Consider the following 16,501-nt stretch of genomic DNA (forward strand, 5'->3'; position numbering starts at 1 on the left):
CCGTGCTCGACACGGGGCTTGGCTTGCTGTTCCGCGCAATGCATTCGTCCTCGGAACAGGCCCGAAATCACCGCCATTGTCAGACGCACAGCCGCCCGATAGCTTGAACTATCGGGGGGAACGGATGACCGGTCTTGAAACACTGCTCGGCTGCCTGGCGGGCGAACAACTGATCAAGTCTTTCGTGGGCGGCTTGATCGCCAATCGCGGCGACGGCGCGGTCGTCGCTTGCGGTCGGCTGATCTATCGCCAGATCGCCGACGACCCGGCAAATCCGCAAAATCATGATGTGCTGCTGGCGGTGCAATCGGCCTATGTGCGTTCGCTGCATGTGTTCGGCAAACAATGCCTCACGCGTTTCAGCCCGGGCGATGGCACGCTGGCCGAGCGCCAGGCCGCCGATGCCATCCAGAATGCCGTGGCCCAATTGAACCCGAAACGCCCGCTGCCGCCATGGTCGCCCGACGCTGCCCTGCTGGAAACCGAGGCTCAGGCGATGTTCGCGCCGGCCGGCGGTCTGGCCAACAGCATCGCCGCCCGCACCTGGGCGGCGCTGGTTGCCGCCACCGGGCCATTGCCGGCCAGCGTCGAGCAGTTCTTCCACCACGGCACCGCCGACATGCGCAGCTGGCCCGCGACCTTCCAGTTGCTGTTCGCCGAACAGGTCAAAACCAACCCGCGCGTGGCTGCCATCACCACGTTTGCAGGCATCGCCGAGCTGAAGGCGCAAGGGTTTGATCTGGCCGCGCGGGTGGCGGAGTTGCGGCAGGAGGCGCAGGCGCAGTCAACTGAGCTGCTGGCCATGCGCGACATGATCATCGCATTCTGGGAAGATTTGGGCACGCAACTCGCGAACGTCGAAGCGCAAAATGCGCGCCGCTTTGCCGAATCAGAAGCTGCAGCTGACCGGCGACACGCTGAAACGATGGCGGCCTTCGAACGACGCGACCGCAGCCTCGAACAGCGCATCGCTGCGACTCCAGACGATGAGCCGTTGCTGCGCGCCCGCATGCAAGCCCTGCTGGTGCTGCAACCCGATGCGGATATCGAAACCATCCTTGGCAGCTTCACCAGCGCCTTGGTGGAACGCGACGCGTTGAAGGCCGAACTCGAAGCGTTGCGCGCTGAGGACAATCGCATCACAGGTTATGTGCAGGCGGCCGAAGCCGCCATTCAAGCGGCCGATTTTTCGCAGGCGCGCGACCTGATTGACGCGGCGATTGCCGTTCATGCCGAACGCGAGGAAGATGCCCGCCGCCAACGGTCGCGTCTGCTGGCCGTGCGGGCACGCACCTACAAGGCCAAGCTGGACTATGCGTCAATTCTTGTTGGGCTGGATGCTGCCGCGTCCGCATCGCCAGATGCCGACGTGCAGTTTGCTCTGCTTTTGGAAGCTGCCGATACGGCCGGTGAATGGGCCGGGAAACTGCCGGATCCGGTAGCACCACGCGACGCCGTCAGGCGCTGGACGGGCTTGCTTGAACGGATTGACAAGGCGGCACAACCCAAACACTGGGCCGGAGGCAAGAACAATCTTGGGAATGCGCTGAGCACGCTTGGCGAGCGGCAGGACGATCCGGCGGCGCTCACCGCCGCCATCGCTGCCTTTCGCGACGCCCTTACCGTCTACACGCGCGACGCGCTGCCGCTCGATTGGGCGATGACCCAGAATAATCTCGGCAATGCTCTGCGCACGCTTGGCGAGCGGCAGGCCGATCCGGCGGCGCTCACAGCCGCCCTCAATGCCTTCCGCGACGCCCTTACCGTCTACACGCGCGACGCGCTACCATTTGATTGGGCGATGACCCAGAACAATCTTGGCACTGCGCTGCAAACGCTTGGCGAGCGGCAGGACGATCCAGCGGCGCTCACCGCCGCCATCGCTGCCTATCGCGACGCCCTTGCCGTATACACGCGCGACGCGCTGCCGCTCCAATGGGCGTTGACGCACGAGAATTGCGCTTCTGCGCTGAAGGCATTGGCGCGGCTGACCCGTGATGCGGTGCCGGCTCGCGAAGCGGTGGCTGATCTGGAGGCAGCGTTGACGATCTTTGCCCATCCCGGCCTGGCCCATAATCGCGCCAAGGCCGAGCGCGGTCTTGATCGCGCCCGCGCGCTGCTGGCCGAACTGGGCGGTTGAGCCATCCAGTTGCGCAAGGGCTGGCCGGACTGACGGGTGCAGGGGTGCGCCCCTGCCCGCCGGAGGCAAGTTTTTTGGCTGTGGCGCAGGGCTGCAGGCGCAGGTGCTGCCTGTCCTACACGGACAAGGTCTGTCATCATGGCGCTGTCCGGTGGCCTGACGCGAGGGGAAGGCGGGCAATGAAAAATATGCGGAAGCCCGCCGGAATCGTCAATGCTGTCAAAACTGCCGCGGTGCCGGGGAGCGCGATAAATGCAGCCAACTATTGGCAGGCATACTGCCAACAAAGCTGCAAAAGGATAACTTTGATCACCTTGTAAATAACATTCTGCGAATTTCCGCAGCAAAAACAGTCTCTGCCTACGATTGCCCAAACCAAACAAGAGTGGGTGCAGGGGCTCAGGCCCTGCCCGCCGGAGGCCTCCTTATCACTCTACAGTAATCGCAACCGCACCCCCTGGCGCCATCGCCGCCAGCCAGCGAAACAGCACCCCGCGATCCTGCGCCACGCAGCCCTCGGTGGGGCGGCCATCGGGTTGGCGGCAGTGCCAGAAGATGGCGCTGCCCAGGCCGGCGATGGGGGGTGCATCGTTGTGGGCGAGGACGAGAATGAGGTCGTAGGCGCCGTCGTCGCGCCAGAGGGCTTCATGGCTGTGGGGGTGGGGGCGCGACACCGCCCGGTTGTAGGCAGGGTCTTCGGCGCCGTCGCTCCAGCCATCCGACGGCCGCAGCCAGCGCCAGGGCAGGCGGGTGTGCGGGGTGGGCAGGCGGTCGGGGCGGAGGAGGGCGGCGCGGATGGGCCAGAGGCCGAGCGGGGTCTTGCCGTCGCCTTCGCGTTTGTCGGCGGCGGCGCAATATCCGCCCTTGCCGAAGCTGGCGGGGTGGGTTTCGCCGAACGCGGTGATGGTTCGGCGAGCAGGGTTGGCGTGGAAGATGGTCAGAGCAGATGCCCCTGCCGGTCGCGTTTGGTGGCGAGATAGGCGGCGTTGTGGGGGTTTGGCGGCAGATCGTGGGCGACACGGGTGACGGTGAAGCCGTGGGCGGCAAGGCCATCCACCTTCAGCGGGTTGTTGGTGAGCAGGGTGACGCTGCCGACGCCAAGCGAGCGCAGCATGGCGGCGGCCAGGCTGAAATCGCGCTCGTCGGGTTCGAAGCCGAGGCGGGTGTTGGCATCCACCGTGTCCCAGCCCTGATCCTGCAGGGCATAGGCGCGCAATTTGTTCAGGAGGCCGATGCCGCGGCCTTCCTGTTGCAGATAGAGGAGGATACCACCGCCGGGATTGCCGGCAATCGCCGCGATGGCGGCGTGCAGTTGCGGGCCGCAATCGCATTTCAGACTGCCCAGCACATCGCCGGTCAGGCAGGCCGAGTGCAGCCGGGCGAGCACGGGGTTGCTCGGGTCGGGGCTGCCGATCACCAGCGCCAGATGCTCCGGCCCGCCATCATCAGGGCGGAACGCGACGACTTCGGTATCTTCGGCCGCCGCCAGCGGCAGCCGGGCGCGGCTGGACAGGCGGACGCGCGCCATCGCCGGCGGCAGGCCAAGCACGGCGTCGGCCGGGCAGGTCAGCGCGGCCTCGACGCCGGCCAGCGGTGCTGCATAAACGGCGGGGATCAGCCCGGCATGCTTGGCCAGGGCAATGGCGGCGCGCGCCGATTCGGTGTCGGCGGCCAGCGCCCGGGTGCGGAACGGGCCCTTGAACGGGGTCGCCAGATCGAGCACCGGATCGGCGACGGCGCGGCTGCCGGGCAGATCGAGCCAATCCGGCCGGTCCACCCACACCGGTTCGGGATCGGGCGCCGCCGCCGCAATCTGGTTGGCGAGATTGAGCACCGCAGCACGGCGGGCGGTGATGATCAGGCCGGCGCGGCTGTGGGTTTCCAACGCCGCCATGGCGTCGGCATCGGCCAGCTCCGCCGAAACGACCGCCAGCGCGCCGACCCCGACGATCCGCCCGCGGCGCAGCGCATCACTGGCCGCTTCGGCAAGATAGGCCGGTGCGATGCTCACAGATCGAGCGTGACGATCTGCGGGATATGGTCGGATGGCTTGCCCCAGTCGCGGGCATCGCGCACCGCTTCGAAGCCGCTGACGGCCGGCGCCAGCACCGGCGAGCACCAGACATGATCGAGCCGCCGGCCGCGATCCGACGCCCGCCAGTCGTTGTTGCGATAACTCCACCAGGTGAAGAATTTTTCCGGTTCCGGCACGAAGCGGCGGGCGAGATCGACCCAGTCATGGCTCTGTTGAAACCGTGCCAGCGCCTCGACCTCGATGGGGGTGTGCGACACGACATCGAGCAGCGCCTTGTGATTCCAGACATCGCATTCCAGCGGCGCAATGTTGAAATCGCCGACGATCACCGCCGGGTCGCTCAGCGCTTCCGACCAGCGCGTCATCCGCTCGACGAAATCCAGTTTCTGGCCGAATTTGGGATTGAGCGTTCGGTCAGGCACGTCGCCACCGGCCGGCACATAGACATTCTCGACCAGCACCCCGCCGGCCAGGCGCACGCCGATGTGGCGGGCCTCGCCATTGTCCTGCCAATCATAGCGCCAGGCACCTTCCAGCGGCACCCGGCTGATGGTGGCGACACCGTGGTGCATGCGCTGCCCGTTCAGAAAGCGGTGATGATAGCCCATCGCGTCGAACAGCGTGTGCGGGAACACGTCATTGGCGACCTTGGTTTCCTGCAGGCACAAGATGTCCGGTTGATGGTCCCGCAGAAATTGCTCGACGATGTCGATGCGGGCGCGGACGCTGTTGATGTTCCAGGTGGCGATTCGCAGCGAATTGGGGCGGATGGACATGGCCAGCATTTAGGCGAAGCGGTTGACCTCGTCACCTGTCGGATGCGCAAACAGAAAACCCCCGGCGCCGGGGGTGTGGCACCGGGGGTTCCTGTCTGCGCTCGTCACGCAAGCAGAGCGACGAAGTTACGCTGTCCCTTCCGGTCAACAGGGGGGCAAACCCGAAAGGCGACGTGTCGTCTGCTGCACCGCTTATGGATGATTCGACCTTTCGCCGCCATGAACGAGACTTGCAGCACTCATTCAGCTTCAGCGCACCCCATCGCGGCGCGGATCGACAAAGCCGAACGACACGCCAGCGAAACTGGCATTGTAACGGACATTGGCCAGCCGCACGTCGCTGCGCCCGCCCTGCGCATCCAGCGCGGTCCAGCCGGCCAACGCCAATCCGCCGGGCGCGCCAGGGGCGCGGGTGAAACGAATGGACAGTGTGCCAAATTCCGGGCGTTTGGGATCGTGCGCCGCCACTTCAACCAGGTCGGCGGTGTCGGTGGTGATGCGTGCGATCGGCGCCAGATCCGGCTCGGCGGCGAGCAGGATCTGCAGCGGTGTGCGGCGCACCGGCCATTGGCTGACCTGCTTCACCTCGTAATCGATGAACGACAAGGTGCGGCCATCGGCAACCAGCAGCATCTTGGCGGTATCATATTGAAACCGCACCTTGCCGGGGCGGGCCAGCCACAATTTGCCGGCCAGCACGCGGCCATCGGCGCCCGCCTGCGTGAAATCGGCCGAAAGGCTGGTGGTGCCTTTCAGCGATGCCGATATGTCGGCCAGATTGGTGGCCGCGGCCGGGCTGGCAACGAGCGCGGAAATGATCAGGGCAATGGTCTTCATGGCGCAGCCTTAGTGGGCTGCGGCTTCACCCGCCATGAATGGAAATCAAGCCGCAGCGCCGAGATAGCCCAGTTGCGCCGCCTTGAAGATGGTCTGGCTGCGGTTGACGGCGTTCAGCTTCTCGCCGGCGTTCTGGATGTGGAAGCGCACCGTGGCGTGGCTGCGCGACAGGATCAGGCTGATTTCCTTGTCGGTCTTGCCGATGCTGGCCCAGCGCAGGCACTCAACCTCGCGCTTGGTAAGCTGGCAATCGCACGGCAGCCAGCGGCGGGTGCGGTGCGCCTTGACGTAGCCGGCAACGAATCGGTGCGACAGCAGCGCGAGTTCATCGGCAAAGGCATCATATTCGGCCGACAGATCGGTGCGCGCCGGATCACGGGACAGGAAACACACCGCGCCGATCTGGCCGAAGGGCAAATGCACCGGCACCACGATGGCAGCCTTGGTCAGCGCACGCTTCTCGAAATTTTCGAGGCTCATTTCATCGAGATACGGGTTGGGCTGGCGGGTGCGAAAGCCTTCGGCGTTGGCCCAGAACACTTCGGATTCATACCGACAAGCGCGCGGCAACGGGGAGGACAGCGCCAACTTGCTGTCTTTCCACCAATGTTCATTCTCTGCCGTCCAGCCGAACACATCGGCGGCCAGCACATTGCCGTCGGCATCCTCCATGGGGGCCTTCGATGCAATGTTGTCGACGGCCACGATGTGCAGCCCGCTGCAATCCAGCGCGATATCCCGCAGCGCTTCGGCGGCGCGGCGCACATCGCCCATGCAACGGATGGAAACAGCGGCAAGATTGGCATGAAGGTCCACAGTATCACTCCCCAGTACAAACGAATCGAGGGGCTGACCTCACGCGGGCCCGGGGCGTTCCCCCACACTCCCTCTCAAATTCGATCGGGAGATAATCACAGGCAGACAGGCTCTGCAATGGCCTTTGGCACGGCAGCCGATTGTTGGCGCTTTGACGGGCGTTTCGGGGACAAATGCTTGCAACCAACGGTAGCTTTGCTAACTTGGTGAATACCGGGGGGACAAGGCGTGCAGGGTTTTACGACAGCTGTGGGTCAGGGAGCAGCCGCGCTGGCCGCCGCGCGGCGCCGCTGGCTGCGATTCGCTGCACCTGTGGCGCTGTTGTTGCTGACGTTCGGCCTTGCCGCGCCAGCACGGGCCGCGGGGCATGATCGCGCAATCCACCTTGGTGTAGCCAGTTGCGCGGGGTCCACGTGTCATGGTCGTCAGGAAGCCACCGGCCCGCGGGTCCGCCAGAATGAGGTGATGAGCTGGAGCGACCCAGCCAGTCTGACCGGCGTGCACAGCCGGGCCTGGCGCGTGCTGGAACAGCCGCGCGCGCAGGCCATTGGCCGGCGGCTGGGCATCGCCAATGTCCAGTCCAGCCCGGAATGCATCAACTGCCACGGCGATCCGGCGCCGGTGCGCGGCGCCGGCTGGCAGCAATCCGATGGGGTCGGTTGCGAGGCCTGCCACGGCGGGGCGCAGAATTGGCTCGCCAGCCATGCCAGCGTGAAGGCCAGCCATGCCGACAACGTCGCCAAGGGCATGTGGGCGATGAACGATCCACTGGTGCGGGCCGGCGTATGCCTTGATTGTCATTTCGGCTCCGACAAGCCGGGCCAGTTCGTGTTTCACCGCGTCATGGCGGCTGGCCATCCGCGCATCGCCTTCGAGCTTGATCTGTTCACCAGCCTGCAGCGGCACCACGATGAGGATGCCGATTACAAGGCGCGCAAGGGTATCGCTGGCGGCGTGAAGACCTGGGCTGTCGGCCAGGCGCTGGCTGTAGAGCGGGCGCTGGCACTGCTGCCTGCGGTGCCAGCCGGCATGGCGGGGGCGGATTATTATTTCTATGATTGCCGCAGTTGCCACCGCACCTTCAGTGATGATCCGGCAGCGACCATCCAGGGCCGCACCAATGGCTGGCGGCCGATCCCGCCCGGCCAGCCAGTGTGGAACGATGAGCAGATGATCATGCTGGCTGCCGCTGCGCAGGTGGCGGCGCCCGATTTGGCGCGCAGTTTCGAAGCGCAGTCGCGGGCCTTTCATGGCGCGATGGCGACCGACCGTGCCACGGCGATGAAGGCGGCCGCCGCGCTGAAAACCACAGCCGCGGCGCTTGCCCGCCGGATGGCCACCGCCAATTTCGACCGCGCGCAGACCTTTGCGCTGATCAACGCGGTGTTGGTCGGCAATGCGCCGGCCTATACCGATTATCAGGGCGGGGTGCAGGCGGTGATGGCCACCGACACATTGCTGAATGCGCTGGTTGCGGCCGGGCAGGTTGATCGCAACGCTGCACTGGCGCTGCGGCCCGATCTGGATCGCGCCTATGCGCAGGCGCGTGATGCCAATCGCTGGGATGCGCCGGCCTTCCGGGCGACATTGGCCCAGGTGGCGAGCCGGGTGCGGGCGCTCCAATGAGTTTGTGGACATGATCGTGCGGGGCCGGATTGCCGGCGGCGTGGCGGCGCTGTCGCTGCTGCTCGCCGGGTGCGGTGGCAGCAGTGCGCCGCCCAGCCAAGTCGCTGGCGGCGGGCCCGGCGGGACCACGCCGACACCCGTTGCACCCGCCGTGCCGGCCAGCGTGTTCACGCGGCCCGCGCCCGAAGCACTGAGCGTGGCAGATGTGCAATCGATCATTGCCCGTGCCGCAGCCGAAGCCACCGCGCGCGGCTTGCCGGCGGTGATCGCAGTGGTGGACCGCGTTGGCAATGTGCTGGCCGTCTATCGGATGGCCGGCGCCCGGCCGATGGCAACGATTCGCCCCAACGCCAATGGCGACGATATCGATGCACAAGGGGAGGTCGCGTCGGCCGAATTCGCCGCGATCGCCAAGGCGATCACCGGCGCCTATCTGTCATCGGGCGGCAATGCCTTTTCAACCCGCACCGCCTCGATGATCGTGCAGCCGCATTTTCCGCCGTCGGCACGCGCGGTCGGCCTTGAATCGGGGCCACTTTATGGCGTGCAATTCTCGCAACTGCCGTGTTCCGATCTGGCGGCCCGGTTCGGCGCTGGCAGTCCGTTCATCGGCCCGAAGCGCTCACCGCTGGGCCTTGCCGCTGATCCGGGCGGTTTCCCGCTCTACAAGGACGGCGTGGCGGTGGGCGGGGTCGGCATCATGGCCGATGGTGACTATGGTTTTGATGCCGAAGTCGTGGATGTCGACGTCGATGATGAAGAACATATCGCGTTGGCCGCCACCGCCGGCCATGCTGCGCCGGAAACCATTCGTGCCGAACGAATTGCAGTGGACGGCACGCTGCTGCGCTACAGCGACGCGACGCCGGCAGGCTTGCGCTCCAATCCGGACAGCCCGCCGGCGTTTTCCGGATTGAACGGCGCCCTGGTGGCGGTCCAGGGCTATAATGGCGCCACCATCATTCCCGGCACCGCCTATGGCAGCGAAGCCAGCGGCGTGCGGCCGGCAACCTTGGCCGAATTCAACCATCCGGACGCCTATGTCCTGTCCAATGGTGCCGGCGCCGGTCGTTATCCGGTGCGCGCGGCGACGGATGCCAGCGAAGTTGCCCAGCCGCTGACCCAGGCCGAAGTGCGCGCCGTGTTGGAGGAAGCCTTCGCCATCATGGCGCGCAGTCGCGCTCAGATCCGCCGCCCACTCGACAGCCGCGGCGAAGTGTCGATCACGGTGGTCGACACGCGCGGCGTCGCGCTCGGGCTGGTGCGCGCACCCGATGCGCCGATCTTCGGAATCGATGTGGCGTTGCAAAAGGCCCGAACGGTGGCGTTTTTCTCCAATCCGCGTGCTGCCGCTGAACTCGGCGTGGTGCTCACGGCCGCCGGCAGGCCGGATGCCAATGTCCGCGATTTCGTTGCCCGCACCAACAGCTTCTTTGGCAACAATGGGTTCCTCACCGGTGCGGTGGCGGTGAGCAACCGCGCCATCGGCAATATCGCCCGGCCCTATTTTCCGGATGGAGAAGCCGGCCGCCCGCCCGGCGCACTGTCGCGGGACATTCGCGGCTGGTCGCCCTTCTCCACCGGCCTTCAGTCGGCGCTGGTCGTGCAGAATCTGGCCGCAGCGCTTGCCAACATCAACCTGCAGCGTTGCACCTTCTTGCCCAACCATCCGGGTGGATCGAACCGGCTGGCCAACGGCATGCAGATTTTCCCCGGCGCCGTGCCGATCTATCGCGGCAACACGCTGGTCGGCGCCATCGGCGTGTCGGGCGACGGCATCGATCAGGATGATATGGTCAGCTTCCTTGGCGTCTCCAACGCCGGCCTGCGCCTGAACGGCAGCATCGGCCTGCCGCCGCCATCGATCCGTTCCGATCAGACCGAGGTGGCGCTGGCCGACGGCGCGCGGGTGCGGCTGCGCTTTGTCGGTTGCCCGTTCGCGCCGTTTGTCGATACCGCCGAAGCCAATGTCTGCCAGGGCCGCTGAGATGGCGGCGCGCCCCCTCGTCCTGCTCGCATTGCTGGCCAGTGCAGCGCCCGTGCAGGCCAAATTGTTCGGCAAATATTTCGATTGTTACGGCAAGATCACGCCGCCCAAGGATCGCCTGCCGGCCGAGGAAGCCGGCCAACCGCCCGACCCGAACCAGGAAGCATTGCCCGGCCGCCGCGTGCCGGGCCCGGGCGGCGCGCAGAATTGGGACCCGATTTCCCAGGCCAATGATGGCGCCGTGTCCTGGCCGAAGCAGGGCGATTTCCCCAGCGATCACCTGCCGGTACCGGATCGCTGGCGACTGATCGAAACGCTCGGCCTGGTGAAGTCCAACTGGAAAGACCCGTATAATCAGAACACGTTCAAGGGCGATCGGCCCTTGTGCGGCACCGATGATCTGTTCCTCCAACTGGCGGCGATTTCCGACACGCTGGCCGAACCACGCAGCTTTCCGATCCCGGTCGGTGTGCAGGGCACGGAACGGCCGGGCAGCAATGATGTGTTCGGCCGCCCGAACAGCGAGGTGTTTGCGCAGACCTTCATTCTGGGCGCCGCGCTGATCAAGGGCAGCACCAATTTCAAGCCGCCCGAATATGAACTGCGCGCCGCCATCGCCTTCAATTTCAACCATGCCGATGTGCCGGAACGGCGGGTGCTGTCGGTGCTGCCGTCGCGGCGCTCCTTGCGGTCCGATGCCTTTGTCGGCGTGCAGGAACTGTTCTTCGATTATCACCTGCGCAACACGTCCGATCGCTATGATTTCGATTCGATCCGTTTAGGCATCCAGCCGTTTTCCAGCGATTTCCGCGGCTTCCTGTTTCAGGACAACCAGCTTGGCATCCGGCTGTTCGGCAACCGCGACAACAACCGCATCCAGTATAATCTCGCCGCCTTCATGCGCCTGGAGAAGGACACCAATTCCGGCCTGAACGCCATCCTGCGCCGCCCGCGGCAAGATTATGTGCTGGTTGCCAATCTGTATCGCCAGGATCTGCCGCTGCCGGGCATGACCAGCCAGGTGAGTGTCACGTGGAACATCAACCGCGAACGCGACAATGTTCAGGTCGATACCAACGGTTTTCCTGTGCGGCCGGCGCTGGTCGGCACCTTGCGGGGCCGCGCCTACGATGTCGTCTATCTGGGCTACAACGCCGACGGCCATATCGGCCGGCTCAACCTGACGCTGAGCGCCACCCACGCCACCGGCAGCAACCGCAACAATATCTTCACCGACCGGCGCGCCAGGATCAGCAGCTGGTTCGTGGCGTTCGAGCCAAGCTATGACCGCGGCTGGGTGCGGGTGCGTGGCTCGGCGCTTTATGCCTCGGGCGATTCCGATCCCTACGACGATGTCGATACCGGCTATGCGGCGATCTTTGAAAACCCGCAGTTTGCCGGCAGCGACACCAGCTATTGGGTGCGCCAGACCATTCCCTTTGCGGGTGGCGGCCGGGCGATTGCGGTGAACAGCCGCAACGGCATCCTCAATGATCTGCGCTCGTCCAAGGAACAGGGTCAGGCCAATTTCACCAATCCCGGCACGATGTTGCTGGGCGCGGGCGCCGATTTCGATGTGCTGCCGCAGCTGCGGGTGAGCGCCAATGCCAACCATCTGTGGTTCGCCACCACGGCCACGCTGCAGGCGCTGCGCGTCGAAGGCAGCATCCCCAGGGATATTGGCTGGGACCTGTCGACGGCGGCCATTTATCGGCCGAAGTTCAACCAGAATCTGGTGTTTCGCCTGTCGGGCGCAGTGCTGAAGCCCGGCGCGGGTTTTCGTGACCTGTTCACCAACGCGCCGCGCACCGGCAGCTATTATTCGGTGCTGTTCAACGCTGTCCTGGCTTATTGATGATGTGGAAACGTTTCGCCTTTTTGCTGCTGATCCCGTTGATGGGGGTGGCGATCGCTTCGGAAGGTGAGCGGCCGGTGGAGCGCGACTACAGCCGCGTGCGCGGCCTCCCGGCGCCGAAATGGCAGACTCAGGCCGATGCCGATGTAAAATCGGCCGGCTGCATCAGTTGCCACACCGCCAGCGACGAAGCGACGATGCACGCGCCGAAATCGGTGGTGATCGGCTGCACCGATTGCCATGGCGGCGATCCCAGGATTACCGCACCGGCCGCGCTCGCAGCCACTGATGCCAATTACATCAAGCTGCGCGACGAAGCCCATGTGCTGCCGCGCTTCCCGCAAGCCTGGCATTTCCCCTCGTCGGCCAACCCCAAGCGCAGCTACACATTGCTCAACCGCGAAACGCCCGAATTCGTGCGCTTCGTGAACCCGTCGGATTACCGTGCGGCGCGCGATGCCTGCGGCGCCTGCCACCTGGAAATCATCGAACGGGCGGAGCGCAGCCTGATGGCCACCGGCGCCATGCTGTTCGGCGGGGCGTCATACAACAACGGCATCCTGCCCTATAAAAACTATGTCCTGGGCGAAGCCTATGTCCGGCCGGGTCAGGCCAGCGCCATGCTCGGCGCCTGGAATGGCGATGCCTCAGGCCATGGCAACGTCGGCACGAAGCATGACGCCGGCCATGGTGGCAAGCACAAGGGCGAAGGCGGGCATCATGACGAAAGCCTGCCGGCCCTGGTGTTCGCGCCCGGCAACGAGGGCAAGGCCATCGGCGCGCTGAGCGATGCCGAAAAGGCGCGCGGCAGCCTGCCGTTCCTGGCGCCGTTGCCTGCCTGGCAGGTGATCCCGCCCGGCGATATCTTCCGCGTGTTCGAACGCGGCGGCCGCAACATCAACCCCAATTTCCCGGAAATCGGCCTGCCCAATTCGCTCGGCGCCATCCAGCGGCTGGAAGAGCCCGGCCGGCCCGACATCCGCCAGTCCAACCGTGGCCCCGGCACCGGCCTGCGCATCGCCGTGCCGGTGATCAACATCCACAAGACGCGCCTGAATGATCCGTTCACCTGGTTCATGGGCACCAATGATCAGCCCGGCGACTATCGCACCTCGGGCTGCGGGTCCTGCCATGTCGTCTATGCCAATGATCGCGAAATCCGGCATTCGTCGGTCTATGCGTCGGGCGGTCGCGACGGGCAGAGCCAGAGCGCCGACCCGACGATTTCCAAGACCGAAAGCGGCCACCCGCTGAAGCACAGCTTCACGCGCGCCATGCCGTCGTCCCTGTGCATGAATTGCCATATGCACCAGCCCAACATGTTCCTGAATACTTACTATGGCTACACGATGTGGGATTATGAAAGCGACGCGCCGCGCATGTGGCCGGGCGCCGAAAATCCCTATCCCAAGCCGCCGGGCATGAGCGAGGACGAGTATCAGCGGCTGTTCAAGCGTCAGCGCTATCCGACCGCCGCCGAAGTGCGCGAAACCAATGATCGCAACCCGGAAGGCGCTGCTTCACATGGCGCGTGGAGCGACATCGATTTCCTGCGCACCGTCAACGATCGCAACGGCGCCATGAAGGACACCCAGTTCGCCGATTATCACGGCCACGGCTGGAATTTCCGCGCCGTCTACAAGCGTGACCGCGAAGGCAATCTGCTCGATGCCGGCGGCAACATGGCGACCTGGGGCACCGATACCGCGCACATCATCGATCCGAACGATCCCGAAAAATTCCGCAAGGCCGGCATGCCGCAATTCGTGAAGCCCGCCGCCGTGCCTGGCCCCGGCCAGCCCGGCAAGGCCGTGCACATGATGGATATCCACACCGAAGTGGGCATGCAGTGCGCCGATTGCCATTTCGCGCAAGACAGCCACGGCAATGGCTTCATCCATGGCGAAGTCGCCAACAGCGTCGAAATCGGCTGCAAGGATTGCCATGGCACCGCCGATCAATATCCGACGCTGCGCACGTCCAACCTGGCCGCGCCGCCGGCGGGCACCGATCTGTCGAACATCCGCAACCCCGATGGTCGGTTGCGTTTTGAATGGGTGAACGAGGCCGGCCGCCGCGTGCTGGTGCAGCGTTCGGCCAGCGACCCCAGCCTGGTGTGGCGCATGAAGCTGGTGAAGGACAGCGTCACCCAGGGCCATCCCGATTTCAACGCCAAGGCGGCGCGCGCCAAGCTGGTCGGCACCATCGCGGCGACGGGGGGCAAGATGAATTTTGGCCCCGGCGTGAGCGAACGCGCCCACAAGGACGACAACATGGCGTGTTTCGCCTGCCACACCAGTTGGACGACGAGCTGCGGCGGCTGCCACCTGCCGATCGAGGCCAACTGGAAAGCCAAATCGCAGAAGTACGAGGAATCCGAAACCCGCAACTACGCGACCTACAACCCGCAGGTGGCGCGTGACGAGATGTTCCAGCTCGGCCGCCACCAGACCAGCAAGGGCGGCATCATCGCGCCGATCCGCTCATCGTCGGCGCTGATCCTGTCGTCCACCAACATCAATCGCGAACGGCTCTATGTGCAGCAGACGCCGATTGCGGCCTCGGGCTTCTCGAGCCAGGCGTTTGCGCCGCACTTCCCGCACACGGTGCGCACGCAGGAAACCAAGACCTGCACCGATTGCCATGTCAGCGAGGATGACGACAACAACGCCATCCTGGCGCAGTTGACGCTGCAGGGCACCAATTTCGTCAATTTTGTCGGCATGCACGCCTTCTTCGGCCTCGATCGGGCCGTGCAGGCGGTGCGGGTAACCGAATTCGGCGAACCGCAGGCCGTGTTCGGCTCCTATCTGCACCGCTATGCCTATCCGGATTATTGGAAGCTGCATGTCGAGAAGAACAAGCGCGAGCTGGTCAACTGGACGCGTGGCCGCATTTTCGACAAGCGCCTGTCGGGCGAAACCAACCCGGCCGAGGAAATCCGCAACATCACGCAGGGCACATCGGGCGAAGTGCGCTGCATCCAGAATCGCGGCGAATATCTCTATGTCGCCGAGGGCAAGGGCGGGTTCGTCGCCTATGATATCGCCAATCTGGCCAACAAGGGCGTTTCGGAACGCATCGTCAAATCGCCGTTCTCGGCACTCGGCCATGATGCCCAAGTGAAAACCAGAAACGCCACCTGCATGGCGATTGCCACCACACAGTCGATATCGGTGCCGCGCAACGACAAGATCGTCGGCGAACAAAATGATCGCGCTGCCGGCAAGCCGCTGGCCGATCCGCTTGCCGGCTTCAACCAGGAGCAGAAGATGCACGAGATCTACCGCTATGCGGTGGTGACCGATGCGGTCGAAGGCCTGGTGATGGTCAATGTCGATACGTTGACCGATGGCGAGCCGCGCAACAATTTCCTGAAGCGCGAGCTTCTGGCTGATGGCAAGACGGCGTGGAATCCGGATGGCGTGCTGAACGATGCCCGCCACATCACGCTCGCGGGCTACATCGCGTACATCACCACGCCGCGCAGCCTGGTGGTGGTGAACCTCGACAATCCCAAGGCGCCGAAGCTGGCCAGCGTGCTGCCGCTGACCGATGCCCGGGCCAGCGCCGTGCAATTCCGCTATCTGTGGGTGACGACGGCCAAGGGCCTGGAACTGTTCGACATTGCCGATCTGGCCAAGCCGGTGCATCGCCCCGATGCCACCTTCCCGATCGCTGACGCGCGCAAATTCTATCTGGCGCGCACCTATGCCTATGTCGCCGCCAAGGGCGAAGGGCTGGTGATCGTCGATGTGAAGAAGCCGCTGGCGCCGCAGCTTTATCAGCGGTTCAATGCCGGCGGCGCGCTGAGCGATGCCGAAGATGTGGTGGTGGCCAGCACCAACGCCACGCTGTTCGCCTATGTCGCGGACGGCAGGAACGGCGTGAAGGTGCTGCAATTGACCAGCCCGGACAGCCAGCCGGCCTTCTATGGCTTTTCACCCAAACCCAAGCCGGAACTCATCGCCTTTGCCCGCACCAGCCGCCCGGCATTGGCGGTGGCCAAGGGGTTGGACCGCGACCGCGCCGTTGATGAAACCGGCGGCCAGATCGCCGTGCTCGGCCGCCTGGGTTCGCGCCCGTTCAACCGCAAGGAAACCGAGCATTTCTTCATTGGCGAGAACGGCCAGCCCTATCGCGTTACGGACCGGGTGAGCATGGCGGATTGGTCACCGCTCAGGAAATAGCAGCGCCCGGTTCAGATTGAAGCGATCACGCCGCGCCATGGGCTGACGATATTTGTCCAGAGACTGGGGCCTGTCCTACACGGTCAAATGCTGGCAAGATGGTCCCGTCCCGTGGTTTTGCCGGGAGGGCTCAGATACAGCTTTGCCCGTTCCAATTCCGCTTAGACTCGATTGCATTTAGATTGAAGCATAGCCTGAGTTTCTGAGGTAGTTGGCGCACTCGTGTGGCGGGAAGCTGT

At 64.8% G+C, this 16,501-nt stretch carries 10 protein-coding genes; 5 read left to right on the forward strand and 5 right to left on the reverse strand.

The genetic code is table 11. The features are described from left to right. The first annotated feature begins 124 nt into the window (after nucleotides 1–124). Nucleotides 125–2,140, forward strand: coding sequence for a hypothetical protein (locus ACTIEZ_RS14985; protein WP_439547494.1), 2,016 nt, complete (start codon nucleotides 125–127; stop codon nucleotides 2,138–2,140). Between the two features lie 428 nt (nucleotides 2,141–2,568). Here ACTIEZ_RS14985 and ACTIEZ_RS14990 read toward each other — a convergent pair whose 3' ends face one another. The 5 genes from ACTIEZ_RS14990 to ACTIEZ_RS15010 all read right to left on the reverse strand — a co-directional run bounded on the left by ACTIEZ_RS14990 (nucleotide 2,569) and on the right by ACTIEZ_RS15010 (nucleotide 6,604). Then, the gene (locus tag ACTIEZ_RS14990) at nucleotides 2,569–3,081 is read right to left on the reverse strand and encodes a L,D-transpeptidase family protein (RefSeq protein ID WP_439547502.1); all 513 of its coding nucleotides are present in this window, start codon (nucleotides 3,079–3,081) and stop codon (nucleotides 2,569–2,571) included. Then, entirely contained in the window at nucleotides 3,078–4,151 is a 1,074-nt protein-coding gene (gene ribA, locus ACTIEZ_RS14995; protein WP_439547495.1) for a GTP cyclohydrolase II, read from the reverse strand. The genes ACTIEZ_RS14990 and ribA overlap by 4 nt, the downstream gene beginning before the upstream one ends. Further along, on the reverse strand, nucleotides 4,148–4,951 hold the full coding sequence (locus ACTIEZ_RS15000) for an exodeoxyribonuclease III (RefSeq protein WP_439547496.1): 804 nt from the start codon (nucleotides 4,949–4,951) through the stop codon (nucleotides 4,148–4,150). Before ACTIEZ_RS15000 ends, ribA begins: the two co-directional genes overlap by 4 nt. Nucleotides 4,952–5,200: 249 nt before the next feature. After that, complete coding sequence (locus ACTIEZ_RS15005) at nucleotides 5,201–5,788, reverse strand: LolA family protein (protein ID WP_439547497.1); 588 nt, start codon at nucleotides 5,786–5,788, stop codon at nucleotides 5,201–5,203. Nucleotides 5,789–5,833: 45 nt separating this feature from the next. Then, nucleotides 5,834–6,604: a helix-turn-helix transcriptional regulator gene (locus ACTIEZ_RS15010; protein ID WP_439547498.1), complete on the reverse strand. Its 771-nt coding sequence runs from the start codon at nucleotides 6,602–6,604 to the stop codon at nucleotides 5,834–5,836. A 465-nt stretch (nucleotides 6,605–7,069) separates the two neighbouring features. Between ACTIEZ_RS15010 and ACTIEZ_RS15015 the strand changes: the two genes are divergently transcribed. From ACTIEZ_RS15015 to ACTIEZ_RS15030, 4 genes are read left to right on the forward strand one after another with little or no spacing between them, the layout of a single operon-like run. Continuing rightward, complete coding sequence (locus tag ACTIEZ_RS15015) at nucleotides 7,070–8,230, forward strand: multiheme c-type cytochrome (RefSeq protein WP_439547499.1); 1,161 nt, start codon at nucleotides 7,070–7,072, stop codon at nucleotides 8,228–8,230. 10 nt (nucleotides 8,231–8,240) lie between these two features. Continuing rightward, complete coding sequence (locus ACTIEZ_RS15020; RefSeq protein WP_439547500.1) at nucleotides 8,241–10,217, forward strand: heme-binding protein; 1,977 nt, start codon at nucleotides 8,241–8,243, stop codon at nucleotides 10,215–10,217. After that, a complete protein-coding gene (locus ACTIEZ_RS15025; protein ID WP_439547501.1) occupies nucleotides 10,198–12,072 on the forward strand; it encodes a hypothetical protein in 1,875 nt (624 codons plus the stop codon). The genes ACTIEZ_RS15020 and ACTIEZ_RS15025 overlap by 20 nt, the downstream gene beginning before the upstream one ends. 2 nt (nucleotides 12,073–12,074) lie before the next feature. After that, the gene (locus ACTIEZ_RS15030) at nucleotides 12,075–16,262 is read left to right on the forward strand and encodes a hypothetical protein (protein WP_439547503.1); all 4,188 of its coding nucleotides are present in this window, start codon (nucleotides 12,075–12,077) and stop codon (nucleotides 16,260–16,262) included. Nucleotides 16,263–16,501: the final 239 nt, after the last annotated feature.

Origin of the sequence: Sandarakinorhabdus sp., from assembly GCF_051860625.1 — a bacterium.
Taxonomy (GTDB): domain Bacteria; phylum Pseudomonadota; class Alphaproteobacteria; order Sphingomonadales; family Sphingomonadaceae; genus Sandarakinorhabdus.